This window comes from Agreia sp. (assembly GCF_964263775.1).
GTDB lineage: Bacteria > Actinomycetota > Actinomycetes > Actinomycetales > Microbacteriaceae > Agreia.
This window is the reverse complement of sequence record NZ_CAXVWM010000038.1, coordinates 1-25,479: the sequence shown is the minus strand read 5'-3', so window position 1 is coordinate 25,479 and position 25,479 is coordinate 1. Positions and strand designations below refer to the sequence as shown.

20 protein-coding genes and 2 tRNA genes are annotated in these 25,479 nt (G+C 66.4%); 5 read left to right on the top strand and 17 right to left on the bottom strand.

The genetic code is table 11. The features are described 5' to 3' along the window. Window positions 1-7: 7 nt before the first annotated feature. The 10 genes from ACE5CZ_RS03355 to topA form a co-directional block, all read right to left on the bottom strand. Window positions 8-2,236: an MMPL family transporter gene (locus ACE5CZ_RS03355; protein ID WP_374945948.1), complete on the bottom strand. Its 2,229-nt coding sequence runs from the start codon at window positions 2,234-2,236 to the stop codon at window positions 8-10. A 3-nt stretch (window positions 2,237-2,239) separates the two neighbouring features. Continuing rightward, a complete protein-coding gene (locus tag ACE5CZ_RS03350) occupies window positions 2,240-2,833 on the bottom strand; it encodes an isochorismatase family protein (RefSeq protein ID WP_374945947.1) in 594 nt (197 codons plus the stop codon). 97 nt (window positions 2,834-2,930) lie between these two features. Continuing rightward, on the bottom strand, window positions 2,931-4,388 hold the full coding sequence (locus tag ACE5CZ_RS03345) for a D-alanyl-D-alanine carboxypeptidase/D-alanyl-D-alanine-endopeptidase (protein WP_374945946.1): 1,458 nt from the start codon (window positions 4,386-4,388) through the stop codon (window positions 2,931-2,933). Between the two features lie 42 nt (window positions 4,389-4,430). Continuing rightward, on the bottom strand, window positions 4,431-5,417 hold the full coding sequence (locus ACE5CZ_RS03340) for a Gfo/Idh/MocA family protein (protein WP_374945945.1): 987 nt from the start codon (window positions 5,415-5,417) through the stop codon (window positions 4,431-4,433). Window positions 5,418-5,518: 101 nt separating this feature from the next. Next, window positions 5,519-7,984, bottom strand: coding sequence for a LamG-like jellyroll fold domain-containing protein (locus ACE5CZ_RS03335; protein ID WP_374945944.1), 2,466 nt, complete (start codon window positions 7,982-7,984; stop codon window positions 5,519-5,521). Between the two features lie 206 nt (window positions 7,985-8,190). Next, window positions 8,191-8,266: transfer RNA gene (locus ACE5CZ_RS03330), tRNA-Thr, on the bottom strand. Window positions 8,267-8,400: 134 nt separating this feature from the next. Next, the gene (locus ACE5CZ_RS03325) at window positions 8,401-9,978 is read right to left on the bottom strand and encodes an alpha/beta hydrolase (RefSeq protein ID WP_374945943.1); all 1,578 of its coding nucleotides are present in this window, start codon (window positions 9,976-9,978) and stop codon (window positions 8,401-8,403) included. Next, window positions 9,975-11,132, bottom strand: a complete 1,158-nt coding sequence (locus tag ACE5CZ_RS03320; protein ID WP_374945942.1) for a DNA polymerase III subunit delta' — start codon at window positions 11,130-11,132, stop codon at window positions 9,975-9,977. Before ACE5CZ_RS03320 ends, ACE5CZ_RS03325 begins: the two co-directional genes overlap by 4 nt. 34 nt (window positions 11,133-11,166) lie before the next feature. Beyond that, window positions 11,167-11,820, bottom strand: a complete 654-nt coding sequence (gene tmk, locus ACE5CZ_RS03315; RefSeq protein ID WP_374945941.1) for a dTMP kinase — start codon at window positions 11,818-11,820, stop codon at window positions 11,167-11,169. Next, the gene (gene topA, locus ACE5CZ_RS03310; protein ID WP_374945940.1) at window positions 11,817-14,771 is read right to left on the bottom strand and encodes a type I DNA topoisomerase; all 2,955 of its coding nucleotides are present in this window, start codon (window positions 14,769-14,771) and stop codon (window positions 11,817-11,819) included. Before topA ends, tmk begins: the two co-directional genes overlap by 4 nt. A 220-nt stretch (window positions 14,772-14,991) precedes the next feature. Between topA and ACE5CZ_RS03305 the strand changes: the two genes are divergently transcribed. After that, complete coding sequence (locus tag ACE5CZ_RS03305; protein ID WP_374945939.1) at window positions 14,992-15,234, top strand: hypothetical protein; 243 nt, start codon at window positions 14,992-14,994, stop codon at window positions 15,232-15,234. Between the two features lie 11 nt (window positions 15,235-15,245). Here the strand turns inward: ACE5CZ_RS03305 and ACE5CZ_RS03300 are convergent, their stop codons facing one another. From ACE5CZ_RS03300 to ACE5CZ_RS03280, 5 genes are all read right to left on the bottom strand, one after another. Further along, window positions 15,246-15,950 (bottom strand): M15 family metallopeptidase, encoded by a 705-nt coding sequence (locus ACE5CZ_RS03300; protein ID WP_374945938.1) that lies wholly within the window; start codon window positions 15,948-15,950, stop codon window positions 15,246-15,248. A 44-nt stretch (window positions 15,951-15,994) separates the two neighbouring features. After that, a complete protein-coding gene (locus ACE5CZ_RS03295) occupies window positions 15,995-16,366 on the bottom strand; it encodes a TadE family type IV pilus minor pilin (protein ID WP_374945937.1) in 372 nt (123 codons plus the stop codon). A gap of 13 nt (window positions 16,367-16,379) precedes the next feature. Next, window positions 16,380-16,568 (bottom strand): DUF4244 domain-containing protein, encoded by a 189-nt coding sequence (locus tag ACE5CZ_RS03290; RefSeq protein WP_374945970.1) that lies wholly within the window; start codon window positions 16,566-16,568, stop codon window positions 16,380-16,382. A gap of 130 nt (window positions 16,569-16,698) precedes the next feature. Further along, window positions 16,699-17,634 carry a type II secretion system F family protein gene (locus ACE5CZ_RS03285; RefSeq protein WP_374945936.1) on the bottom strand — a complete coding sequence of 312 codons (936 nt, stop codon included), beginning with the start codon at window positions 17,632-17,634 and terminating at the stop codon, window positions 16,699-16,701. Next, window positions 17,631-18,752 (bottom strand): TadA family conjugal transfer-associated ATPase, encoded by a 1,122-nt coding sequence (locus ACE5CZ_RS03280; protein ID WP_374945935.1) that lies wholly within the window; start codon window positions 18,750-18,752, stop codon window positions 17,631-17,633. Before ACE5CZ_RS03280 ends, ACE5CZ_RS03285 begins: the two co-directional genes overlap by 4 nt. A gap of 398 nt (window positions 18,753-19,150) precedes the next feature. On the opposite strand from ACE5CZ_RS03280, the gene acs reads away from it, so the two are divergent. Beyond that, window positions 19,151-21,103 carry an acetate--CoA ligase gene (acs, locus tag ACE5CZ_RS03275; RefSeq protein ID WP_374945934.1) on the top strand — a complete coding sequence of 651 codons (1,953 nt, stop codon included), beginning with the start codon at window positions 19,151-19,153 and terminating at the stop codon, window positions 21,101-21,103. Between the two features lie 13 nt (window positions 21,104-21,116). Here the strand turns inward: acs and ACE5CZ_RS03270 are convergent, their stop codons facing one another. Continuing rightward, the gene (locus ACE5CZ_RS03270) at window positions 21,117-21,587 is read right to left on the bottom strand and encodes a RidA family protein (protein WP_374945933.1); all 471 of its coding nucleotides are present in this window, start codon (window positions 21,585-21,587) and stop codon (window positions 21,117-21,119) included. Then, window positions 21,587-21,757, bottom strand: a complete 171-nt coding sequence (locus tag ACE5CZ_RS03265) for a hypothetical protein (RefSeq protein ID WP_374945932.1) — start codon at window positions 21,755-21,757, stop codon at window positions 21,587-21,589. Before ACE5CZ_RS03265 ends, ACE5CZ_RS03270 begins: the two co-directional genes overlap by 1 nt. Window positions 21,758-21,867: 110 nt before the next feature. Between ACE5CZ_RS03265 and ACE5CZ_RS03260 the strand changes: the two genes are divergently transcribed. The 3 genes from ACE5CZ_RS03260 (at window position 21,868) to ACE5CZ_RS03250 (ending at window position 25,426) form a co-directional block, all read left to right on the top strand. Beyond that, the gene (locus ACE5CZ_RS03260; RefSeq protein ID WP_374945931.1) at window positions 21,868-24,342 is read left to right on the top strand and encodes a transglycosylase domain-containing protein; all 2,475 of its coding nucleotides are present in this window, start codon (window positions 21,868-21,870) and stop codon (window positions 24,340-24,342) included. Window positions 24,343-24,346: 4 nt separating this feature from the next. Next, window positions 24,347-25,291, top strand: a complete 945-nt coding sequence (locus ACE5CZ_RS03255; protein ID WP_374945930.1) for a metallophosphoesterase — start codon at window positions 24,347-24,349, stop codon at window positions 25,289-25,291. Window positions 25,292-25,349: 58 nt separating this feature from the next. Further along, window positions 25,350-25,426, top strand: a tRNA-Pro gene (locus ACE5CZ_RS03250). The last annotated feature ends 53 nt before the right edge of the window (window positions 25,427-25,479 follow it).

Sequence of the window (25,479 nt, the reverse complement as noted above, 5' to 3'; positions counted from 1 at the left end):
AGCGGGGCTAGCGAGAGGGCGTGTCGACGCCCTGCGGCGTCTTCGCCAGTTTACTCGGCCACCAGATGACCCGGCCCAGGTCGTAGGCCAGGGCGGGGACGAGCAGCGACCTCACGAGCAGCGTGTCGAGCAGCACCCCGAACGCCACGATGAAAGCGATCTGGGCGAGAAAGAGCACGGGAATCACCCCGAGTGCAGAGAACGTCGCGGCCAGCACGATTCCGGCCGACGTGATGACGCCGCCGGTCACCGTGAGGCCGCGCAGGATGCCGGACCGCGTGCCATGCGCGATCGACTCCTCCCGCACGCGCGTCATCAAGAAGATGTTGTAGTCGATGCCGAGGGCGACGAGAAACACGAAGCCGTAGAGGGGCACCGACGGATCGGCGCCCGGGAACCGGAAGACGTGGTTGAAGACCAGCGCCGAGACGCCCAGGGCAGCAGCGAACGACACGACCACGCTGAGCACGAGCAGCACCGGAGCGAGGACCGAGCGCAGCAGCAGCATCAATATGAGCAGGATGACGACGAGCACGATCGGGATGATCGTGTTGCGGTCGTGCACGCTGGCCGCGTCGGAGTCGATGGCGGTGGCGGTCACTCCCCCGACCAGGGCGCCGGAGGAGGAATCGGCCAGCGCAGATCGCAACTCGCGTACCGTGTCCTTCGCCGCATCCGAGTCTGCCGCGTCGGCGAGCGTCGCCTGCAGCAGCACGTCGCCGTCGACGACGGTCGGTTCGACCGCGATGAGCGTCTGCGCGCCGCCCGGCGCCGACAGCGATCCGCCGCTGTCGACAGTGGCCGAGCCCGACGGCGAATTCGCGCTGGTGACCGTGAGCGAGGTCACTCCCTCGGTGCCGAGAACGGCGGATGCCACGTCGGCCAGCTCGGCCTCGGGCGCGACGATCTGCGCCGGGCTTCCGGACCCGCCGGGAAAGTGCTCGCCGAGGGCAACCTGGCCGTCGCGCGCCTCGGACTGGCCGAGGATCAGGTCGCTCTGCGGAACGCCGTCGGCCTGCAGTTGCAACACGCCCGTGCCGGCCGCCAGCAGCACGACCGTGGTGACGACCCAGATGGTGCGGGGTCGCCAGGCGATGAACGCCTCGAGCCTCGCCCAGAAGCCCTTGGGAGCGCCGTGGGCCGACTTGTGCGGGGCGAAGCCGTGGCGGGCGTGCTCGCTGCCTTCCCGCGCGGCCGCCCCATCCGGTGCCGCGTATTTCGGCCGCAACGGCCAGAACGAAGCTCGGCCGCAGGCCAGCAGCAGGGCGGGCAGCAGTGTGAGCGACGCGAGCACGCTGAACGCCACGCCGACCGCCGAGACGGGGCCGAGGGCCTTGTTCGAGTTGAGGTCGGAGAAAAGCAGGCAGAGGAGGCCCGCGATGACGGTTCCGCCCGACGCGAGGATCGGCTCGAGCGAGACCCGCAGGGCGGCCCACGTCGCATCCCAGCGCTTCTCATGCGTGCGCAGCGCCTCTTTGTAGCGCGAGACGTAGAGCAGCGAGTAGTCGGTGGCCGCGCCGATGACGAGGATGAACAGGATTCCCTGCACCTGTCCGTTCAGCGTGAAGACCCCGGCCTTCGCGAGCCACCAGACCGTGAGCAGGCTCGTGGTCAGCGCGAAGAGCGAGGTGCCGAGCACGAGGAACGGCAGCAGCGGCGAGCGATAGACGAGAAAGAGAATGACGAAGACGGCACCGAGGGCGGTCAGCAGCAGGATTCCGTCGATGCCCGCGAACGCGTCGCCGATGTCGGCCGTGAAGCCGGCCGGGCCGGTCACGAAGGCGGTCACGCCCTCGACCGAGCCTTCTCGCAGCAGGGAGGAGCGCATGGAGTCGACCGTGTCGCGCACCTCGCCCGAGGCATCGATCGGTACGAAAGCCTCGACGGCCTGCCCGTCCTGCGACGGGATCGCGGGCGAGCTGCCGTCGGCGACGCCGTCGACGCTCGAGAGCCCGTCGATCTGGTTCTGGATGCCGGTGCGCTGCTCGTCGGTGAGCCCGGCTGCGTCGTCGGTGCGGAACACGACGATCGCGGGGATGGCGTCGGAGTCGGTGAACTCTTTCTGCAGGGCGCTGACGCGGGTGGCGTCGGCACTGGCGGGCAGGTAGGTGGTCTGGTCGTTGCTCGAGCCCTCGTCGATACGGCCGAAGTACGGACCGCCGATCGATGCGGCGGTCAGCCACACGAGAATCAGAACGGCGGGGAGGAGGATCCTCAGCCAGCGCGGTACGCGCACGGCCTAATCCTCGACTTGGGCGGCGAGCACGAGGTCGGCGCCGGCGCGGGCCATCTCGGCCAGCGCGTTTCGGGTCGACTCCTGGGTGACCCCCGCGACGAGGTCGGTGATGATGCGCACGGCGCGTCCGTGCTCGAGCGCGTCGAGGGCGGAGGTGCGTACGCAGTAGTCGGTCGCGAGGCCGGCGATGTCGATTGCCGTGATGCCGTGCGCGTCGAGCAGCTCGGTGACCGAGCCGCCCTCCTCCGCGGTTCCTTCGAAGATGGAGTAGGCCGGCTTGCCCTGGCCCTTGCGGATGTGGACGTCGATCGCCTGAGTCGTGAGGTCGTCGTGGTAGTCGGCGCCGAAGGTGCCGGCGACACAGTGCACCGGCCAGCTGTCGACGAAGTCGGGGTTCTCGTCGGCGGCGAAGTGCCCGCCGTTGTCGTTGTCGGCGTCGTGCCAGTCACGCGAGGCGAAGACCAGGTCATAGGCGCCGCGGTGCTCGGCCAGCAGGGTCGACACGCCCGCCGCCACGGCCTCCCCGCCCTCGACGCCCAGGGCACCGCCCTCGGTGAAGTCGTTCTGCACGTCGATGATGAACAGCGCGCGGCCCATGCGGTCTCACTCTCTGTGACACTGCCTACGCAGTTCGAGCAACGAATCCGGTTCGATTAGTCAGCCGGCTTAGTAATTGAGTGTAGAGCACGGCGGTTCACTGGTTCGACAGGTTGTTTCCGCAACGATAGGCCGCAGCAGTGACGGTGTCGAGCGCCTGCTTCGAATTGTCGGAGACGTCGTCGAGAGCGAAGAACGCGAAGGTCAGGGTCGAGCCGTCTGCTGCGGAGATGATGCCCGACAGGGTGTAGCCGGTGTCTATCCAGCCCGTCTTCGCGATCACCTGGCCCGCGGCATCCGAATTCGACCCGGTGAAACGGCCGGCCAGCGTTCCGCTCTCGCCGGCCACGGGCAGGCCGTCGGCGATGATGCCGAGGTTGCCCTCCCGAGCGGCGATCTTGGCGAACAACGCGGTGAGAAAGTTGGGCGAGACGCCGTTGTCGTCGGACAGGCCGGAGCCGTCGACGATCACCAGGCCCGACGTGTCGAGGCCGTAGCTCGCGAGCGCGGCAGGGGTGGATGCGCCGAGCGCCGAGAACGAGTTGCCCGAGCCCTGCGTGATGGCCGTGAGACGCGCGAGCATCTCGGCCTCGGTGTTGTCCGAGCGCAGGAGGGCGTCCTGAACCATGGTCGACACCGGCGCCGACTGCACCTGCCCGAGTGTCGCCGTGCCGCCCGGGGCAACTCCCTGGCTGATGGTCGCGCCCGACGCCCCGAGCGCGCTCGCGAACGCCGAACCGGCACGGCCGATGGGGTCTTCACTGCGGGTCGACTGGCTGCTCGACGGGTTCGCGCGGTCGCCGTCGACCTGAAGCGCCGTCACCTCGCTCGACCAGCCGTCGAACAGCTCCTTGCGGTTCCACGAAGGCTGCCAGGCGTCGCCCGAGAACGCTGAGGAGTCGAGAACGATCGAGGTGACCGGCGCACCGCCCAGCGAGGCGGTCACCTGCGCGGCGAGATCGGGCATGCTGGCTGCGCCGGGGTAGACGTTCGACGAGCCGCTGGCCAGGGTGATGTCTCCCCCGCCGATCAGCACCACCTGGCCGGGCTCGGTTCCGGCGACGACGGTCGTGCTGACGCGATGATCGGGGCCGAGAACCGCCAGGGCCGCAGCGCTGGTGAGCACCTTCATCACGCTGGCCGTGCGGGAGTAGGTGCCGCCACCGTGGTCGTAGAGCACCTCGCCCGTTGTCGCGTTGCGCACGCTGCCCGAGAATGTGCCGAGGCGCGAATCGGATGCCGCCTCCGCGATCGAGCACGTGCGCACCGGCTGAGCTGGGAGCGCCGCCGCGGGCACGGGACGCGAAGTCGGGGTGGGGGTCGGAGTGGGCGTCGCGGTGGCCGACGTCGACGCGATCGGCACGGTCGCAACGCGCGCGGCGTCCGTGGAACTCGGAGTGCCGACGGCCGCTCCCGCCACGAGACCGCCGCCACCGAGAACGATCAGGGCCGCGGCGGCGGCCGTAGTGCCGAAGAGCCGCGGACGCTGCCGGGCGCGTCGAAGGAGACCGCTCAGCGGCCCTGTGCGTGGCTTCGCTTCGGGGATCTCAGACATCATTCCATGCTAACCCGGCCCGAAGGCGTTCGTTCGGGCGGGCTACTCGCCGGGATAGACGACGCCGACCTGACGACGCGCCTCGTCGAGCACCGCCATGATGGCCACGGTTTCATCGAGCGGAAGCAGCTCGCTCTCACCGCGGCCGTCACGGACGACCCGTTCGAGCTCCCAGGCCTGAAACTGCATGCCGCGCGAGGCGACCTTCTCGTCGTAGCGCTCGACGACCTCGCTGCCTTTGCCGGTGTAGACCGTGAACGTCGTCTGCTCGTACCAGACGGAGTCGATCTCGATGCGCCCCTCGGTTCCCACTATCGTGGCCGTGTTGGCGCCCTGGGTGTCGAGCGCGGTGTGCAGCACGGAGATCGCCCCGCCGTCGTGCTCGAGAACCAGGGCGACCTGCCGGTCGACGCCCGTGGGCGTCTTGTCGCCCTTCGCCGTGACCGACGTGGGTGCTCCGAACAGGTCGACGGCGAATGAGACGGGGTAGACGCCCAGGTCGAGCAGCGCGCCGCCGCCCAGCTCGGGGTTGTTGATGCGGTGCTCGGGGTCGGAAGGCAGTAGCTGGTCGTGGTCGGCGATGAGCGTTCGCACCTCGCCGAGCGTGCCGGCGGCGATGATCTCGCGGATACGCACCATCGACGGTAAGAATCTCGACCACATGGCCTCGAGCACGACGACACCGGCGCGACGGGCTGCCTCGGCGACCTCGGCCGCCTCACGGGCATTGAGGGTGAAAGGCTTCTCGACCAGCACGTGTTTGCCGGCCGCAATCGCGAGCAGAGCGTTCTCGGCGTGCATCGGATGCGGCGTCGCCACATAGATGGCATCGACATCGGGGTCGGCGACCAGCGCGTCGTAACTCGGGTGACGCGAGGCGATGTCGAAGCGCGAGCCGAATGCATCCGCCGATTCCTGGCTGCGAGACCCGACGGCCGCGACCTCGATGCCCGTGGCGTGCAGGTCGGTGACGAACATCTCGGCGATCCAGCCGGTGCCGAGGATTCCCCAGCGGAATGGAGAAGGCATACGAACTCCTGTGTTTGTGAGCGAACCTCTCGATAGTACGCGGTACAGCACAGGGACCATCCGATGCGTTCCGGATGGCCCCTGTGCCGAATAACACGCTGTTACCGGGCAGATTCGCCCGACGTGCTTCGGCGACGCGTGCGGAGAATCACGACGGCACCGAGAAGCGCGAGCACGAAGCCCGCGACAATCGCGCCCATCGGCAATTCCAGCCCTGTACTCGCGAGAGCAACGCTGCCGTTGGCGCCGCCGATCGGGATGGTCGGCGCCGCACCGGCATCCGATCCTGGCGGGGTCGTCGCGCCGGGGAGCGCATCGATACCGAAGTTGAACGCGACGGGCTCGGATTCGCGCGTACCGAGCGCCTGCACGACCGAGGCCTCGTAGGCGCCGGCGCTCAGAGCCTGGGGCAGCACTATCGACCATGCACCGTTCTCGTCGATCGTGTCGGTGCCGGCGATACTGCCCGACAAGCGAACTTCGGCTCCTGGCAGGCCGGTTCCGGCGAACGTCGTCAAACGGGTGCTCGCGGGAAGCGATCCCTCGGGCGCGTCGGTCACAGTGAGGCCGGTGAGGTCGGCGCGCGCGGTCAACCACTCTGATGGGTCGAGCACATGGTCGACGACCCGGGTCTCACCGATGCAGCCGTTCCACCCGGCCCCGGGCGTGTTGAAGTCCATGCCCGCACCCATCAGCCACGGCGCATCCGGCACGAAGCTCTGGCCCACGTTGTCCGTTGCGTTACGCAATACGGGTGCGCCGTTCACGTACATCGTCGTCGTGCGAGCTGTTGGGTCGTTCACGATGGCGACGTGCATCCACGTGTCGAGCTGGATCTCGCCCGACCAGTTGACTCGATCGCCGAGGCCGGGCTCGTTCGGGATGACGCTCCACTGGAATTCTTTGAGGTTCGACAGGCCGAGGACGACCGGTCCGCCATTGCCCCAGCGGTTGTACGGAACGCCGGGCATCTCGTTGCGGTTGCCCGCGCGGATCAGCGCCATCATCCACTGGTTGTTGCTGGAGGTCCAAGACTTGTCGATCTTGAGGAACGACTCGATCGTGTACCCATTGTCGAAGGACTCGTCGTTGATGGATGCATCGCTTGCCGTCTCGAAGTAGCTGTACCGCGAGTTGTTGCGGTCGGCGTTCGCGAAGCAGACGCTCGAGTCGTCAGACGAGAGGTACGCGTGGTCGGAGCCGATCGCGACGTCGCCCACAGCGGCGTTCGTAGCGCCCGAGTCGGCGAGGCTCACCCGGGTCATGTCGTTGTCGCCGGCGACATCGGTCACCGTCTGACCTTCGGCGACGACCCCTGACTGGCCGGTGAAGCGCCAGTGCGCGAGCGTGCCCGCAACGTCGACATAGTCCTCGGTGTTGCCGGGTGCCTCGGTCGAGACGGGGTCGGGACCAGTGAAGCCGTCAAGCAGAATGTCTCGAGCTTTCTGCGTCAGCGATGGCTGATCGGCCGGGCCGGTCGTGAATCCTGGAGCGAAGCCCGCGAAGCGCGTCGCGAAATCGAGAGGAATCGTGAACTGCTGGTTCACCCCTTCGAGGAAGGGCTGGTCGTAGCTGGTCAGCTTCTCCTGCGGCTTCCAGGTGACCCACGGAGACGCGGTCTGGAAGTTGATGCGGCCGTTGCTCAGGTCGAACTCGAACAGCCCGAGATAGCCGTCGCCGCCCTCGTATGCCATCTGGTAGTCGATGACGATCTGCACGACAGGGTGGCCGAAGTCGTTCGTCTTGACGAGGCTCGACTCACCGTGGAAGTGGCCGTTGATAGTCATGAAGACCTGGTCGTTGCTCCGGATGAACTTCTCCCAAAGCTCGAGGCCGTAATCCGTCTCTTTCGGTGAGATGCCATCCGCCTCGATGTCGATCACCTGGTGGGTGGTGAGGATCACCGGGAGGGTCGGGTTGGCCGCGAGAACCGAATCCGCCCATGCGATTGTGGCGTCCGAGACACGCCAGCTGAGCGAGAGGGCGAGATACTGCTGGCCCTGCGCCTCGAAGACGTGGAACTGGTTCAGCCCGGTGGGATCGCTGCCCTCGAACGTCGACACGGTCTCGGCCCGCGTCGGTCCGAACCACTTGAGGAAAGGCTCGCGGCTCAGGTCGTACTGCGTGTCGTCGAGGTCGTCGTTCGAATCGAGTACGTCGTGGTTGCCCGGCAGGATCGAGTAGGGGACATCCGCATCGTCGAAGGCGCGCATCGCTTCGTCTGCCGCGACCCATTCCCGCTCCTGGCCCGCCTGATCGACGACATCGCCGACGTGCGTGACGAAGGGGATGTTGAGCTCGTCGCGATTCTCCGTGAGCCACTCGGTCTGCACCTGGAACGGGTCTTTTCCGTAGCGGGGCTGGAACTGATCTGAGGAGTAGCGCGAGTAGAACTGGGTGTCGGGAAGCACGGCGAGCGTGAAGCGCGAACCAAGGTCGTCGGCGGGGGCAGCCTGCGCCGCGGGAAGACCCGTTAGGAGCGAGAGACTGACCGCTCCGACGACGGCCGCAGCGCCGGCGCGCATGAGGCCCAGTCGGGAGGGTGCGTGGAGAACTGAGAAGGGCACTGGTTTCCTTGAGGTTGCATCGGGTGTTGTGAAGGCCCTCGATCGAGAGCGATCCCACAGTGATGCGTGCAGTGATCCGGCAGGTTGCAGCAACATGAACGGCGTCTCGACCGCACCCGAATGGGTGGCAAACCGCCACGATCGTCACCACGTGTGTCGAACGCCGAAAACCAGAAGAGGCCCGGCATACGCCGGGCCTCTCAAAATGGGGCCGCCTATCAGAATCGAACTGATGACCTATTCATTACGAGTGAATCGCTCTACCGACTGAGCTAAGGCGGCCTGGCCACCGCATTTCGCGAGCGAATGGCACAGCAACAAATCTTACCCGATGTTCACGCGTCTCGCTGACACGCGTCGGAGCGCCCGCAGCCGCCCGACGGGGCACTCGCTGCAGCCGGGTGCCTCCGTCATCGTCAGCTCGTGCACCGTGGATCGGACGCCGGCACGGTTCCGCTGATGAAGTAGGCGTCGACCACGTCTTTGACACAACTCGACGACCCGTAGGCCGTGTGGCCCTCTCCCACGAACGTGACCAGCTGGCCGCTCGACAGCTGCCCGGCGAGTCCCTGCGCCCACTCGTAGGGGGTGGCGGGGTCGCCGGTCGTTCCGACGACGATGATCGGTGCCGCACCCTGCGCCGTGACGGCGTGCGGGGTGCGGGCGGTCTTGTCGGGCCAGACGGTGCACGAGATGTCACCGTAGCTCCACCAGGGCCCGATGGTCGGGGCCGCGGCGACGAGATCGGCGTTCTGCTTCTGCACGACGACCGGGTCGGTCGTGTACTCGTAGTCGAGACAGTTGATCGCCGTGAACGCCTCGGTCGAGTTGTCGGCGTAGCTGCCGTCCGGGTCGCGACCGTTGTAGCCGTCGGCGAACTGCATCGCGTAGTCGGCGTTGCCGGCCAAGACGTCGGCGAACATGTCGCTGAGATAGTCCCAGGCCGTGGCATCGTAGAGGGGGTAGATGATGGCCGTGAGCAGGCTCGATGAGCCGAGTTCGCGCCCGTCGCTCGCTCTGATCGGGCTGCTGTCGACCTGCGCGAGCAGCTCGCCGATCTTGGCCATGCCGTCGTCGGCGCTGCCCTCGAATGGGCACGACGATTTCGTGAGGCAGTCGGTCAGATACGCCTTCATCGCGTTCTCGAAGCCGACGGCCTGTCCGATGCTCACATCGAAGTTGCTCGAGGTCGGGTCGAGCGCGCCGTCGAGCACGAGCCGGCCCACCTTCTGCGGATAGAGCTCGGCGTAGGTGGAACCCAGGAACGTTCCGTAGGAGTAGCCGAGGTAGTTGAGCGAACTGTCACCGAGCGTGGCGCGCAGAAGATCGAGGTCGCGCGCCGAGCTCACCGTGTCGACGTGCCCCAGCAGCTCGGCACTGTTCTTGTCGCACGACGCGGCGAATTGGGTCGACGACGCCGTATAGGCGTCGAGCCATTCCTGCGATCCGCGTCCACCGGGAAGGATGTCGTAGAGGTAGGAGTCCATTTCGGCGTCGGTGAGGCAGGTGACGGCCGACGAACGCCCGACGCCGCGCGGATCGAATCCGACGACGTCGTACTGCGCCTGCAGGGCGTCACCGACCGCGAAGTCGAGACTGTCTTTCACGAAGCCGTATCCGGAGCCGCCCGGGCCGCCGGGATTGACCAGCAAGGAGCCGAGTCGCGGGCCGGGGCCGCTGGCCGGGTGCTTGACGAGCGCCAGGGTGATCTCGGATGCCGACGGATTCTGCCAGTCGAGCGGCGCCGTGGCATCGGCGCATTGGAAGCCGTCTCCGCAGTCCGTCCAGTTGAGAACCTGGTCGTAGAACGGGCGAAGGTCGGCATCGACGTCTTCTCCCGTGGGAGTCGATTCGGCCACGGGTCTGCCGCTGCCGGCCGACGACGTGCGGTCGACGAACCACGTCGAGCATCCCGAGACGAGAACGGCCACCGCGAGAGAGGCGACGAAGAGGGAGGCGAACCGTCGCGCGCGGCGCGATGTCTTGACTGTCACGGAGTGGTCCTTCGTTGGCGGGTAACGGTGATGAGGGCAGCCTCGAGCGCGAGAGCGGGTGCGACGTTGGCCGAGATGCGACGGCGCGCGATGGCGAACGCGTCGAGCACGGCGAGGGTGTCGGTCGGGTCGCTGCTGCGCGCGACGTCGTCGAGGCGCGACTGGATCGCAGAGTTGATGGTCGGCAGCTCTGATCGCAGTTGCACGAGGAGGATGTCGCGGTAGAGCGACATGAGGTCGACGAGGATGCGGTCGAGTCCGTCGCGAAGGCTGCGGGTCGCCCGCCGTTTCTGATCGTCTTCGAGGGTCTTGATCTGCGAGCGGAGGGCCGACGGAACGGCCTGCCCCACCTCGACTCCCATCGACCGCAGCGTGCTCTCTCGCTCCTCGGCGTCGCGCTCCAGAGTGATGGCCTTGGCGTCGTCACCCGCGATCTCCATGAGCCTCGCGGCCGCGACCACTGCCTGCGGCACGTTCTGGATGCCGAGGGCCAGGCTCAGGGTCTCGTCGCGTCGGGCGCGCGCCTCGTCGTTCGTGGCGAGACGGTGGGCCATGCCGATGTGGCTCTGCGCCTCACGAGCCGCGCGCTCTGCGACCTGCGCCTCGACCCCGTCGCGCCTCTGGATGAGAGCCGCCACCTCGTCGACCTTCGGAACGCGGAGACGCACCGATCGCACCCGCGACCGGATGGTGGGTATGAGGTCGGCCTCGCTCGGTGCGCAGAGAATCCACACCGTTCGCTCGGGGGGCTCTTCGAGAGCTTTCAGCAGCACGTTGCTGGTGCGCTCGACCATGCGATCGGCGTCTTCGATGACCATGACCCGGTAGCGACCGACAGACGGTGAGAACTGCGAACTCGACACGAGCCTGCGCACCTCATCGATCGAGATGATGACCCTCTCGGTAGTGAGCACGGCCAAATCGGGATGGGTGCGCGCATCGACCTGACGCGTCGTGGCCGGGTCTCCGTCGGCTCCGTGCCGACTGAGCAGGGCGGCGGCGAATGCGTAGGCGAGGTTCGAGCGACCCGAACCCGGCGGTCCGGTGATGAGCCAGGAATGCGTCATCGCGTCGCCGGAGTTCGCGGGGTCTGCGGCGGCTCGAAAGACGGCGATCGCCTCGTCTTGGCCAGTCAAGTCGTCCCACACCGTCATAGACACAACCTACCCGGCGCCAGCGACAGACCCTTCAGGATGCGTCCGTTCCCGTCGGCTCATCTCCGAGTAGCGGCTCCACGGCCTCGCGGATGCGAGCTGCGAGCGACTCGGGCGGCTGTGCGGCGTCGAGAACCAAAAATCGCGACGGTTCCGCGTCGGCCAAAGCGAGAAACGCGGCTCGCACCCGAGCGTGGAAATCGCTCTTCTCGCTCTCGAGTCGATCGAAGCGGGAGCGCGAGCCGTCGAGACGGGATCGCGCCTCGTCTTCATCGAGGTCGAGCAAAATCGTGAGGTCGGGAAGCAGTCCCTCGGCCGCCCAGAGCGACAACTCTTTGATCTCGCCGGAGTCGAGAACTCGCCCCGCGCCCTGGTACGCGACCGACGAATCGAGGTACCTGTCTTGGATCACGACGTCGCCGCGCTCGAGGGCGGGCCGGACCTTAGTGCCGATGTGGTGCGCGCGGTCGGCCGCATACAGCAGCGCTTCGGCCCGGGGGCTGATGTCGCCGCGGCTGTGCAGCACGATCTCTCGCACCTCCGCTCCGAATTCGGTTCCTCCCGGCTCGCGGGTGCGCATCACCCTGCGATGCTTGCCGTCGAGCCACTTCTCGAGGAGCGCGGCCTGCGTGGATTTGCCCGAGCCGTCGCCGCCCTCGAGCGTGATGAAGAGTCCGGGTGCGGTCACGTCGTCGGAGCGGCCTTCGCGACCGGAGCCTTCTTCGCAGGAGCCTTGCGCGCAGCAGGTGCGGCCGCGCCCGTCGAGTCCGCAGTGGCACCGGCCGCCTTCGTGACGGGAACCTTCTCGGCGGCGGGCTTCTTGGCCGCGGGCTTCTTGGCGGCGGGCTTCTTGGCCGCGGGCTTCTTGGCCAGGGGCTTCTTGGCCGGAGCCTTTTTCGCCGCTGTCTTGCGCGGAGCAGCAGGGCCCTTGGCTCGTTTGTCGGCCAACAGCTGCACGGCCCGCTCGAAGTCGACCTCGTCGACGGTCTCGCCCTTCGGAATCGTCGCGTTCGTCACCCCGTCTGTGACATAGGCACCGAAGCGACCGTCTTTGATGCGGATCGGCTTGCCGCTCTCGGGGTCGGCCTCGAACTCCTTGAGGGCCGACGAGGCGCGCCGGGCGCCGTACTTCGGCTGGGCGAACAACTCGAGCGCACCGGGCAGGTCGATCTCGAAGATGAGGTCTTCGCTCGTGATCGAGCGGGTGTCGACACCCTTCTTCAGATACGGGCCGAATTTGCCGTTCTGCGCGGTGATCGGCTCACCCGATTCGGGGTCGTCACCGACGACGCGCGGAAGGTCGAGCAGGCGAAGCGCTGTTTCGATGTCGATCGTGGCCAGATCCATCGACTTGAACAGCGAGGCGGTGCGGGGCTTGGGGGCTGCGCTCTTCTTCGCCGCAGCCTTGCGGGCGGGGGCCTTCTTGGCAGGACCGTCGCCGACGACCACCGGAGCTGCTTCCGCCGCAGGCGCGGCGCCCTCGGCCGAAGCCTCGGGTTCGGGGTCGATCTCCGTGACGTACGGCCCGAACCGGCCGTCTTTGGCGACGACGTTCTTGCCCGTTTCGGGGTTGACCCCGATGACTCGATCGACGACCACCGGCGCATCGATGAGCTCTCGGGCCTTGGATTCGGTCAACTCATCGGGCGCCAGGTCTGCGGGAATATTGACCCGTCGGGGCACGGCGTCTTCTTCCGCGCCCTTTTCACGCACCTCGAGGTAGGGACCGTACTTGCCGATGCGAAGCGTGATATCGGATGCGATGACGACCGAATTGACGGTACGCGCATCGATGTCACCGAGGTTGTCGATGACGTTGCGCAGTCCCCGGTGCCCCTCGTTGCCGAAGTAGAAGCCGTTCAGCCAATCGACCCGGTCTTCTTCTCCCCCGGCTATGCGGTCGAGGTCGTTCTCGAGCGTCGCCGTGAAGTCGTAGTTGACCAGGTCGCCGAAGTAGTCCTCGAGGAGACGCACGACGGAGAATGCGATCCAGCTCGGCACGAGCGCCTGACCTCGCGGAGACACGTAGCCCCGGTCGATGATGGTGGAGATGATCGACGCGTAGGTCGACGGGCGGCCGATGCCGAGTTCGTCGAGCGTCTTCACCAGGCTCGCCTCCGTGTAGCGGGGTGGCGGCGACGTCTCGTGGCCCGCTGCGTCGACCGAAATGGCGCGCAGCAGCTGGCCTTCTTTCAACGGAGGAAGTTTGGCCTCGGCAGGCTCGGCCAGGCCGTTGCGGTCTTCGTCTTGGCCCTCTTCGTAGGCGTGCAAGAAGCCACGGAACGTGATGACCGTTCCGCTTGCCGTGAACTCCGCGAGCGCGGGCTTCGTCATGCCTTCGACGACCGTGGGGCCTGCCGCGATGGTGACGGATGCCGTCACACCTTTCGCGTCGGCCATCTGCGATGCGACGGTACGCTTCCAGATCAGGTCGTAGAGCTTGAAATCGTTGCCGCGAAGGGTCGATGACAGCTGCGTGGGGGTGCGGAATGTCTCGCCCGCAGGACGGATCGCCTCGTGGGCCTCCTGGGCGTTCTTGCCTTTGCCCGCGTAGAGGCGGGGCTTGTCGGGAACGGTGTCTGCGCCGTACAGCGATTTGGCCTGCGACCGAGCGGCATTGAGCGCCTGCTGCGACAGCGACGGCGAGTCGGTTCGCATATAGGTGATGTACCCGTTCTCGTACAGGGACTGGGCGACGCTCATGGTCTGTCGCGCAGAGAAGCGCAGCTTTCGCGAGGCCTCCTGCTGCAGGGTCGAGGTGGTGAAGGGCGCGGCGGGGCGGCGGGTGTAGGGCTTGGAGTCGACAGACGCGACGGTGATGTCGACGCCGGGAGCGGCGAGTGCCGCCGCGAGCGCTGTGGCGCCGGCCTCGTCGAGGGGCGTGGCCTTCGACTTGAGCGCGCCGTTCTCGTCGAAGTCACGGCCGGAGGCGATGCGTTCTCCATTGACGCGGGCGAGCCTCGACTCGAAGCCTTCGGACTTCGACAGCTGTTCGAGTTCGGGAGAGAACTGGGCGGTGAGATCCCAATAACCTGCCGCCGTGAACGCGAGACGCTCGCGCTCGCGCTCGACGACCAACCTCGTCGCCGCGGACTGAACCCGGCCGGCAGACAGGCCTGGACCGATCTTGCGCCACAGCACCGGCGACACCTCGTAGCCGTAGAGGCGGTCGAGGATTCGTCGGGTCTCTTGGGCGTCGACGAGGGCGCCGTCGATCTGGCGTGTGTTGTCGCGCGCTTTCTCGATGGCCTCGCGGGTGATTTCGTGGAACACCATGCGGTGTACCGGAACCTTGGGCTTCAGGACCTCGAGGAGGTGCCAGGCAATGGCCTCGCCTTCGCGGTCTTCATCTGTAGCGAGGTAGAGCTCGCTGGCACCGGCGAGGGCCTTCTTCAGTTCGGCGACGGTCTTCTTCTTGGCGTCGCTGACGACGTAGTAGGGCGCGAACCCTTTTTCGACGTCGACCGAGAATTTGCCGAGAGAGCCGGTCTTGAGTTCGGCCGGAAGGTTCTTGGGCTCGATGAGGTCGCGGATGTGACCGACGGACGCCTGCACCTCGAAACCGTCGCCGAGATACTGTGCGATGGATTTGACTTTGGTCGGGGACTCGACGATCACGAGCTTTTTCGGGCCTGGCACTGTGCTCCTCAGCAAGAGATTGAGAATCGAACCACTCGCCGCGATCTCGGGTAAGCGTCGTCAGCGGGGTTCGGCGGGCCTTGACGGCCCATCTGCCACACCATACACACCCCTTTACCCTGATTACCTAATTGCACAGCTGCCGGCAACGCGCACGGGGCCTTGCGCATATCGCGCAGGCGAGGAAGATGGGAAGCCACCTCAGAGGAGAGGATGCATCATGGCATCGACCGTATTCGGAAGCTACACCGCCAAACTCACGAACGGGCCGCTCGAGGGCCGCACGGTGCGTACGGACTTCTCCGAGGCGGGCGAGCCTCTGGCCCGTATCGAGATTCCTGCGGGAAGCGCGAAGCGCTACCTCTATATGCGTGGCAGCGGAGTCGAGTACAACGGCGAGGGTCAGAGCGCGGCCCTGCCGTCTGCGGTCGACTATCGATTCATCGAAGCCCAGCTGGGCTGACCGGCCACGGGTCACCTCGTGTAGTCCCAATGCCACGGTTCATCGGGATCGGTCAGCGGTGAGAACCCGAACCGCGCCGCATTTGCAGCGAGCCAGGAGTGCGAGGTCGCGCCCCGCACGACGGGCGGATTCACGAAGTCGACAGCAATTCCCTCTCCGTGGTTCGACGTTCCCGGAATTGCCGCGCGTGGCCAGCCGTATTGGTCGAATAGCCTGTGTTGATCTTCGAGACTGCGATAGCCCTCGTCGACAGGAAGGTAGTCGTCGGTCTGGGCGTGATACGCCTCGAGCAACTGCAGCAGCGCGGCCGCCGCATCGGCTCGAAGGTACACGGCGGGGCTTTCTCGCACACCCGGATAGGAGACCAGCACCAGGTCTGCGGCAGGGATCGCGCCGTTGGCGGCCGTCGCCTCTGGCCGCGGCACTGCGGCACGAGCGGTGACTGAGAACGTGGTCTCGAGGATCTGCCGGCCCACGGTCACGGTGGCCTCGCCTCCTGCCACCTCGCAGCGAAGCAGCGTCGCCCTGTTCAGTGACGCCGCCTGGTCGGCGATGGCGCATGCCTGCGCGACCGAGGATGCCGACGCGCTTTCAGCAGCCGCGATGGCGGCCGAGTCTGCGGCGGCGTTGACCGCCGCCTTTGCGGGTATCACGGAGAAGAGCGACAGCGCGAGGAGCGAGAAGGCCAGTGCTCCGGCGGCGATCGCCAGGGCCAAAACCCCTCCCGCCCCTCGGTCGCAGGCCCAGCGAACCCGGGAATTCACTGCCCGCCTCCCAGCGCGCACGTGGTAGAAGCCACGGGAACGACCGCGATGGCGAATGGCCCCACGACCGCCGGCACTGTGACGGTCGCACAGACGAAGCGGCCGTCGCTTCGAGATTCGAGTGCCGCGTTGCTGCCGAGAAGTTTCCTGACGGTCTCGTCGGCGCCGACGTCGTCACCGCGGCCGAGCAAGCGGGCCGCCGACGACGCTGCATCGGCGACCCGCATCTGCTGCACGATGAGCTGGAAGCCCCCGAGGACGGCTGCCACGATGATGAGGACGGCCGGAAGCACCGTGACGAACTCCATGGTGACGCTGCCGTCGTCTCTCGTGAGTGCGCGAATTGCGCGCACGGGGATCTGCTGCATCGAAAGCTCCCGACTATCCCGCGACGCTCAAGGCGGTGCGCACGAGGTCCATCAGAATCTCTTTGACCGCATCGCCGCGGAGGATCATGACGAGAAGGCCCGCCAAGCCCACTGCCGCCATGGTGGCGATCACATACTCGGCTGTCGCAGCGCCCTCGTCGTCGCTGAACGTGCGCAGTGCCGCGCTGGCGTTCAACGGCATTCGACGGGTGATCACGGTCTGTTCGCTCATAGTTGTTCGCTCTCTTTCGGTTTCGGCACGAGCGGTGAATGAACCAAGCATCCCGGGTGGGCCGAAGCATTCTCGGCCCGCGGGAGAAGACTGTGTCGTCTCACGAGAGTTCGACCATGGTGGAGGAGAAGACGGCGATCATCATCGGCGCGACGCCCAAGAGCATGAAAGCCGGCAGAACACACACTCCGAGCGGAATCATGAGCGTCGTGGCGAGAGACGCTGCGCGCGTTTGCGCTCGGCTCGTCGCCTCGCGTCTGATCTGGCGGGCCTCGCTCTGCAGCAGTTCGGCTGCCGGGACTCCAGCGACTCGGGACAGTTCGAGCACCTGGTCGATGCGCGCCACATCATCGGGTTCGCCGAGCCCGTGCAGTTCGAGCGCCTCGGTCGCCAGGTCGCGAGCGCGTGCCAGGGATCCTCCGCCGGCGAGGCCGATGGCCACGAGTTGGGCGGTGAGGCCAGGCGACGATTCGCTCGGCCGTGCGCGCGTGACGAGCCGGGATGTCCACCGCACCGCGGCCACCGACAGGAGTGCGCCGACGACCAGGCAGCAGACCCCCGGCACCGTGCCCACCAGCACCCCGATCGTGTCGAACCCCAGAAGCGTTCCGAAGAGCAGCCCGAGCAGGGGCATCACGCCGACGAATCGCGCCGTGGAGCGCGGGCCGGCCAGCGCAGCGTCGACGTCACGATGAAGTTGCCCGAGCTGGCGCAGCGTCTCGGACGTTTCGCGCAGGCTCGACGCGAGCGGGGCTCCGCTCTCGTTCGCCACGAACCACGAGGCTGCGACCGCCCGCCAGGCCGAACTCGACTGCTCGCGTTCAGCCGATGAGAGTGCACCGGCGATCGCTGCGGGAATCGAACCGCCGTGTGCGATCGCTCGTGCGACCGCGTCGACGACGCCGTCTCGAAATCCATCGACGTCGCCCAGGTAGCGCCACGCGTTCGTCGGCGCAACGCCGGCGCCGAGCATCACGGCCAGTCGCTGCACAACTGACGCGACGGACTCGACGGCAAGGGCATCGGCAACTGTCAACTGACCGAGTCGATCCGTAGCCGACCGGCCGAGTCGATGCCGAACCGGCCCACGGCATCCAGACGCCGGTTGGCACCGCGGCGCTCGAGGTGAAGAACGAGACCGATGGCGCTCACGGCCTGCCTGGCCACGGTTTCGGGACTCATCGCGGCGAGGGAGCCCAGTGCTTCGAGACGCGCCGGCACGTCGTCGAGGGAGTTCGCGTGCAGTGTTCCGGCGCCACCGTCGTGCCCCGTGTTCAGCGCCGACAGCAGTTCGCGGATCTCGCCGCCCCTGCACTCGCCCAGAACAAGCCTGTCGGGGCGCATGCGCAGGGCCTCTCGCAGCAGTCGATCGAGACCGACCCCGCCCGCGCCCTCGAGATTCGGCTGCCGGGTTTCGAGCGCGATGAAATGCGGATGTTGCACGCGAAGCTCGGCCACGTCTTCGACCGCGATGATGCGGTCAGCGGCATCCGCCGCGGCGAGAAGGGCCGACAGGAGCGTGGTCTTGCCGCTGCCCCCGGCGCCTGTTATGAGCAGGTTGGCGCGATCGCGTACGGCCTCGTCGATGAACGCGCGGGCACTCTCGGCCTCGGCGCCGTCGCCGAACAGTCCTGATGCCGCCAATGAGTCGAGCTTTGGCCGGTCGAGCGGCGGAATGCGAATGGAGAGCAATGTTCCCTTCGGCGCAATCGGGGGAAGCGCAGCATGCACTCGGATGCCGTCGTGCAATCTCACATCGGCGCACGGCGTCGCTTCGTCGATGTGACGGCCCCCGCAGGCCACGATCGCTACGGCCAGTTCACGCAGTCTTGCCTCGCTGGGGCACGACCACTCCGACTGCCGCACGAGCCCCGCTCCCCTGTCGATCCACAGGTCGTCGGGGCCGTTCACGAAGATGTCGGTCACCGCAGGGTCGCTGACGTACCGGGCGAGCGGGCCGAAATCGGATGCGCCGACACGGCTGCGGGGGCCGGCGGCGACCGGACGCTCAGCAGAGGCAGGGGGGGCCGTGCCCGCACCCGGGGACGGTGCGGGCACGGGCCGTGGCGCGCTCAGCACGGGAAAGGCGACGAAGGGTTCGCGCCTCTGCGCTGCCTCGTCGGGGTCTTCGTCCGTGTTCTGTCCGCGTGCCATGATCACAACCGTAGAAGCGTGCTGCACGGCAATCGATGCCGGGTGCCGACGAGTGTGAACGCTGTGCCGGACGGCCTCCTGTGGAGGAGGAGATGATGACCACGCGGTGGTCGAGCACAGGAGAATGGCGGGTTAAGAAGAAGGGGCGGCACCTAATGGGGGGAAAAGGTGCCGCCGTAGCAACGCTGGATTGGGGGAATCCGTAGTGCATTGCATCTGGAAACGAGGTCCAGTGCAAATGATTTTACTCGCCTGCAACGTAACCGCAACTTTCCTCAGCTTTTTCTCAGCGGGCCCCGATCGGACCACATTTCCGAAGGACGAAGCTTCGCACCGCGAGCCGTTCTCGGGGCTGGCTAAGCTGGCAGCAGCCGTCGCAAAGGAGCGAATAGAACCCCATGAGCAAGCCCATCGACAATCTTCTGCACGAGGCCCGCAGGTTTCCGCCCTCTGAGCAGTTCTCGGCGAATGCCGTCGCCACCGCGGCCCTGTACGAGGCGGCAGAGAGCGATCGCCTGCAATTCTGGGCCGACCGTGCGCGCGAACTGCTGCACTGGCACACGCCCTTCACCCGAACTCTCGACTGGACGAATCCTCCCTTCGCGAAGTGGTTCGACGACGGCGCCCTCAACGTGGCCTACAACTGCCTGGACCGCCATGTGCTCGCGGGCAACGGCGACCGCGTCGCCGTGCACTGGGAGGGCGAACCCGGCGATGCCCGCAGTCTCACCTACAGCGAGCTCACCAGCGAGGTGAAACGTGCCGCCAATCTGCTGACCAGCCTCGGCATCGGTCAGGGCGATCGAGTGGCGATCTACCTGCCGATGATTCCCGAGGCCGTGATCTCCATGCTCGCCGTCGCCCGCATCGGCGCCGTGCACTCCGTGGTGTTCGGCGGGTTCAGCGCCGAGAGCCTGCGCAGCCGCATCGACGACGCGAGCGCCAAGCTCGTCATCACGGCCGACGGCGGCTACCGCAAGGGTTCGGTGTTCCCGCTGAAACAGGCGGTGGATGCCGCCCTGGCGGCTGGCGGCGAAAGCACCGTCTCGCACGTGCTCGTCGTGAAACGCGGCGGCAACGACGTGGAATGGACCCGAGGCCGCGACCTCTGGTGGCACGACGAGATGGTGGCCGTCGACGATGAGCACGTGGCGAAGCCGTTCCCGGCCGAGAATCCACTCTTCATCCTCTACACCTCCGGAACCACCGGCAAGCCGAAGGGCATCCTGCACACCTCGGGCGGCTATCTCACGCAGGCGGCGTTCACGCACCAGTCCGTCTTCGACCTGCGCCCAGAATCCGATGTCTACTGGTGCACCGCCGACGTCGGCTGGATCACGGGCCACAGCTATGTCGTCTACGGCCCCCTCGCCAACGGCGCCACCCAGGTGCTCTACGAGGGAACGCCCGACTCGCCCCACCCCGGCCGCTGGTGGGAGATCATCCAGAAATACGGCGTGAGCATCTTCTACACCGCACCCACCGCCATCCGGTCGTTCATGAAGTCCGGCCGACAGATACCTGCGCAGTTCGACCTGACGAGCCTGCGCCTGCTCGGCTCGGTGGGCGAGCCGATCAATCCCGAGGCGTGGATCTGGTACCGCGACGTGATCGGCGGCGGCGAGACCCCCATCGTCGACACCTGGTGGCAGACCGAGACGGGCGCGATCATGGTCTCGGCCCTGCCCGGGGTGACCACCCTGAAGCCCGGCTCCGCGCAGGTCGCGATTCCGGGCATCCGCATCGAGGTGCTCGATGACGACGGAAACGACGTCGGGCTCGACTCGGGCGGGCTGCTCGTGGTGAGCGAGCCGTGGCCGTCGATGCTGCGGGGAATCTGGGGCGACCCGGATCGCTACGCGGAGACCTACTGGGCGAAGTTCGGCGACAAGTACTTCGCCGGCGACGGGGCCCGACGGGATAAAGACGGCGACCTCTGGTTGCTCGGCCGCGTCGACGACGTCATGAATGTGTCGGGGCACCGACTCTCGACGGCCGAGATCGAGTCGGCCCTGGTGTCGCATCCGATGGTCGCCGAGGCGGCAGTCGTGGGCGCCGAAGACGAGGCCACCGGCCAGGCGGTCGTCGCGTTCGTGATCGTGCGAACGAGCCAGGCCGACGTTGCCACGGCGGAGGAGGCATCCGCCCTGCTCCGCGCCCACGTCGCCGAGCAGATCGGCGCGATCGCCAAGCCACGCACCGTCTTCCTGGTCGCCGAACTGCCCAAGACCCGCTCTGGCAAGATCATGCGACGCCTCCTCAAAGACGTCGCGGAGGGTCGTGAGGTCGGAGACACCACGACCCTCGCAGACACGCAGGTGATGCAGGTCATCACCGATAGACTGAAGTGACCCGTCGAGGCGCCTAGGCGAACTCGACAATCACCTCGATCTCGACCGGGGCGTCGAGCGGCAGGGCGGCGACGCCCACGGCCGAGCGTGCGTGGATGCCCCGGTCGCCGAACAGGTCGACGAGAAATTCAGACGCGCCGTTGATGACGCCGGGCTGGCCCGTGAACGACGGGTCGGATGCGACGAATCCGGTCACCTTCACGACTCGCGTGACCCGGTCGAGCGATCCGATCACGTTCTCGACCGCTGCGAGTGCATTGAGAACGGAGGTCTGCGCGAGTGACTTGGCGATCGAGGGCGAGACCAGCTCATGGCCATCTCCCACCTTGCCCGCGTACTCGAGGCTGCCGTCTACGAACGGCAACTGGCCGGCGGTGAAGACGAGGTTGCCCGAGATCACGGCCGGAATGTAGGCGGCGACGGGGGGCACGACCGTGGGGATGACGATGCCGAGCTCGGCAAGGCGCGCGGCGACGACGCTCATCAGGAGCCCTCTTTCTCGGTGGCGATCGGGCGTTTCAGGTAGGCGACGAGGCCGCCTTCGGGGCCCGTGACGATCTGCACGAGCTCCCACCCTTTCGAACCCCAGGTGTTCAGAATCCCCGTGGTGTTGTGAATCATGAGCGGTGTTGTGACGTACTCCCAGGTGGGCATCCGCGTTCCTTTCTGGCCATTTGCCAGCATCGTCGATTAGTCTCGAGCATATGTCTGCCCCAAAAGCTAAGGCTAGCGGCGTAGTTGGAGCCATCCTCGGCATCGTGGGCATGAGTGCTATCGCAGGCATTCTCGTCACGGCCATGGTTGCTCCCGCGCTCGCAGTCACCGGAATCGCCACGAACAACTCCATCGGCATGTTCGAGAACCTGCCCTCGAACATCCGCCCTGACGTTCTCGCACAGAAGTCGGAAATCTACGCAACGGGCAGCGACGGCAGCCCTGTCCTCCTCGCCTCGGTGTTCGACCAGAACCGCGAAGAAGTCTCGTGGGATCAGATCTCGCCCTTCGTGAAAGACGCAGTGGTTTCGGTCGAAGACCCCCGTTTCTACACGCATGGCGGTGTCGACATCATCTCCGCTACGCGCGCCGCCGCGCAGTCTGCGGCTGGCGGCGACGGCCCTGGAGCGTCGACGATCTCGATGCAGTACGTGCGCAACATCCTCATTCAGAAGACCGAAGAGATCCAAGACGAGGCAGAGCGCAAGAAGGCCTTCGACGACGCCACGAAGACCACGGTCGATCGCAAGCTCAAAGATATGAAGCTGGCGATCGGACTCGAGAAAGAGTTCACGAAAGACCAGATTCTTCTGGGATACCTCAACATGTCGAACTTCGTCGTCACCTTGTACGGCATCGAGGCCGCCGCGCAGTACTATTACGGCGTCTCAGCCGCCAACGTCAGCTTGGCCCAGGCGACCAGCCTCGTTGCCATGGTCAACGAGCCGAATGGCCTGCGCATCGACCAAGCAGAAGCACCAGAGAAGATCACGGAGAACCAGGCCCGTCGTGACGTCAACATCCTTCCGGCCATGCTCAAAGAGCACAAGATCACGCAGGCCCAGTTCGACGAAGCCATCGCCACGCCGGTAACGCCGAACATCGTGCAGCCGTCTACCGGCTGCAAGACAGCAAATGACAACATCGGTGCGGGTTTCTTCTGCGACTACGTCTCGTACATCGTCAAGAATGACGCCGCCTTCGGCGACAGCGCCGAGGCGCGCTGGCAGAAGTTCCGCACGGGCGGATATCAGATCTTCACCACCCTCGACCTCGACCTGCAGACCGCTGCCATCAACTCGATGAACTCGAACGTGCCCCAGCTCACCGACCGTCTCGACCTCGGCTCGTCGATGGTCACAGTGCAGCCCGGAACGGGCCGAGTGCTTGCGATGGTGCAGAACAAGACGTTCAACGATGATCCCGAGACGACGCAGCCGAATGAGACGTCGCTGAACCTCGGCACCGACTACGCGTTCGGGGGGTCGACAGGGTTTCCGTCGGGATCGACGTACAAGGTGTTCACCTTGGCTGATTGGCTGAAGACCGGCCATTCGATCAATGAGCAGGTCAACGGAAACGTGCGCACGTTCAACCTGGCCACGTTCAAGAACCGTTGTGAGGGAGCGGGTGGAGGCCCATACAAGTCGGCCAACGACGGCGGGTCGACCCCAGGGTCCATGAGTGTTGTGCAGGCGACGGCGCAATCGGTGAACAACGCGTTTATCGGCATGGCGCAGAAGCTCGACATGTGCGACATCACAGAGACTGCGATGTCGTTCGGCATGCACCGCGCCGACGGCACGCCCATGCAGCAGAACGTCTCGGGCGTTCTCGGCACCAATGAGGTGGCTCCCCTCACCGTGGCGGCGGCCTACGCAGGGATCGCCGCCAACGGCCTGTACTGCGAGCCAAAGGCCATCGATCGCATCGTCGACGCCACGGGCGCCGATGTGCCGATTCCGGCCACGAGCTGCTCGCAGGCCGTCGACCCGAACGTCGCGGCCGCCATGGGCCAGGCAATGGCCGCGGTCGTCAACGGTGGTACCGGTGGGGCAGCAAGACCAGGCGACGGCATCCCGCTCATCGGAAAGACGGGAACCACCGACGGCGAGAAGCACGTCTGGTTCGCCGGGGCGTCGACCACGCTCGCGACCGCCATCTGGGTCGGCAACATCGTGGGTGATGTATCCGTGCGGTACACAAGCGTTCCTGATTACGGAAACGTGGCCGATATGCGCTTCAGCACCTGGAGGGAATACATGGCCCAGGCGAACAGCAAATTCCCCGGAGGCTCGTTCCCGACCCCGAACAGTTCATTGACGGCCGCCCCGCAGGTTGCTGTCCCCGCCGTTCAAGGAAAGACCATCGCCGAGGCGCAATCGCTCATCGAGGCCGCGGGCTTCACATTCCAGGATGGCGGCGCCACCGATAACGAGGCGCCCGCAGGCAGCGCCGCGGGCAGCGTTCCCGCCGCGGGTGAGAACGCCACCAAGGGCGCCACTGTCACGGTCTACACGAGCAACGGCCTGCTGAAACCCGTGCCCAACGTGGCGGGACTCGAACTCGGAGCGGCGGCAAAGGCAATTCAGAATGCCGGTTTCAAGTATTCGGCGTCGACTCAGACGCAGGTGACCGACGCCAATTGCAACAACAAGGTGGCGTTGGGCTCGACTCCCGCCGGAGGTAGCTTCGCGAACCCCGCGAGCACGTCAGTGGCTCTTGTCGTCTGCAAAAAGCCCTAAGCCGGTGGCATCATTCCGCCCGGCCGAGGTCGCCGCGACAGCCCTCGGGTTGACCGCGGCGGCCGGTACCGCGGCTTTCGCGTGGGGGTCACTCGTCGAGCGGCGGCTCTTCACCCTGCGCCGCGTGTCGGCACCCGTTCTTCCTCCCGGTTCGGCAGACATCCGGGTTCTGCACCTCTCAGACCTGCACATGGCGCCGTGGCAGCGCGACAAGCAGGAATGGGTGAGGCGGCTCGCGCTGCTGGAACCCGACCTGATCGTCGACACCGGCGACAACCTCGGTCATACCGACGCCTACGATTCCGTGCGCGATGCGCTCGAGCCGTTCCGCGGCATCCCCGGCGTCTTCGTGAACGGGTCGAACGACTATTTCGGACCGACATTCAAGAGTCCCCTGCGCTACTTCATGGGCCCGTCGAAGCTGCATCGCGACCCGACGCGTCTCGACACGAAGCGGCTTGAGAGCACCTTCGCCGACCTCGGCTGGCAGAACCTGAACAACCGGGCCACGAGCCTGGTCGTCAAGGGCACCCGCATCGAGTTCTTCGGCGTCGACGACCCGCATCGACTCTACGACCGGCTCGACCGAATCCCGGGAGCCCTCGACGAGCTGCGCGAGAACGAAGACGACGACTACTCCGCCGACCTCACGATCGGAGTCGCACACGCCCCTTACCAACGCGTGCTCAGTTCGTTCGTGACCCACGGCGCCGATGTCATCTTCGCCGGTCACACCCATGGCGGCCAGGTCTGCGTTCCCGGCTTCGGTGCACTCATCACGAACTGCGACATTCCGCGAAACCAGGTCAAGGGCCTGAGCGTGTGGCGTCATGGCCTGCGCGCGGCGTACCTCAACGTCTCTGCCGGGTTGGGCACGTCGATCTACGCGCCTTTCAGGTTCTCCTGCCTTCCCGAGGCAACGCTGCTGACGCTCACGCCCTCACGCTGACCGCGTGCGCGCAGCACCCGCCGAGATCGGCTAGAATGATTGAGGCCTTCGGGCTGATCGGGGTATGGCGCAGCTTGGTAGCGCGCGTCGTTCGGGACGACGAGGTCGCAGGTTCAAATCCTGTTACCCCGACCACACGGGCCCCCTCTCGATTCGAGAGGGGGCCCTTTTCTTGTTGAATCAGGTGG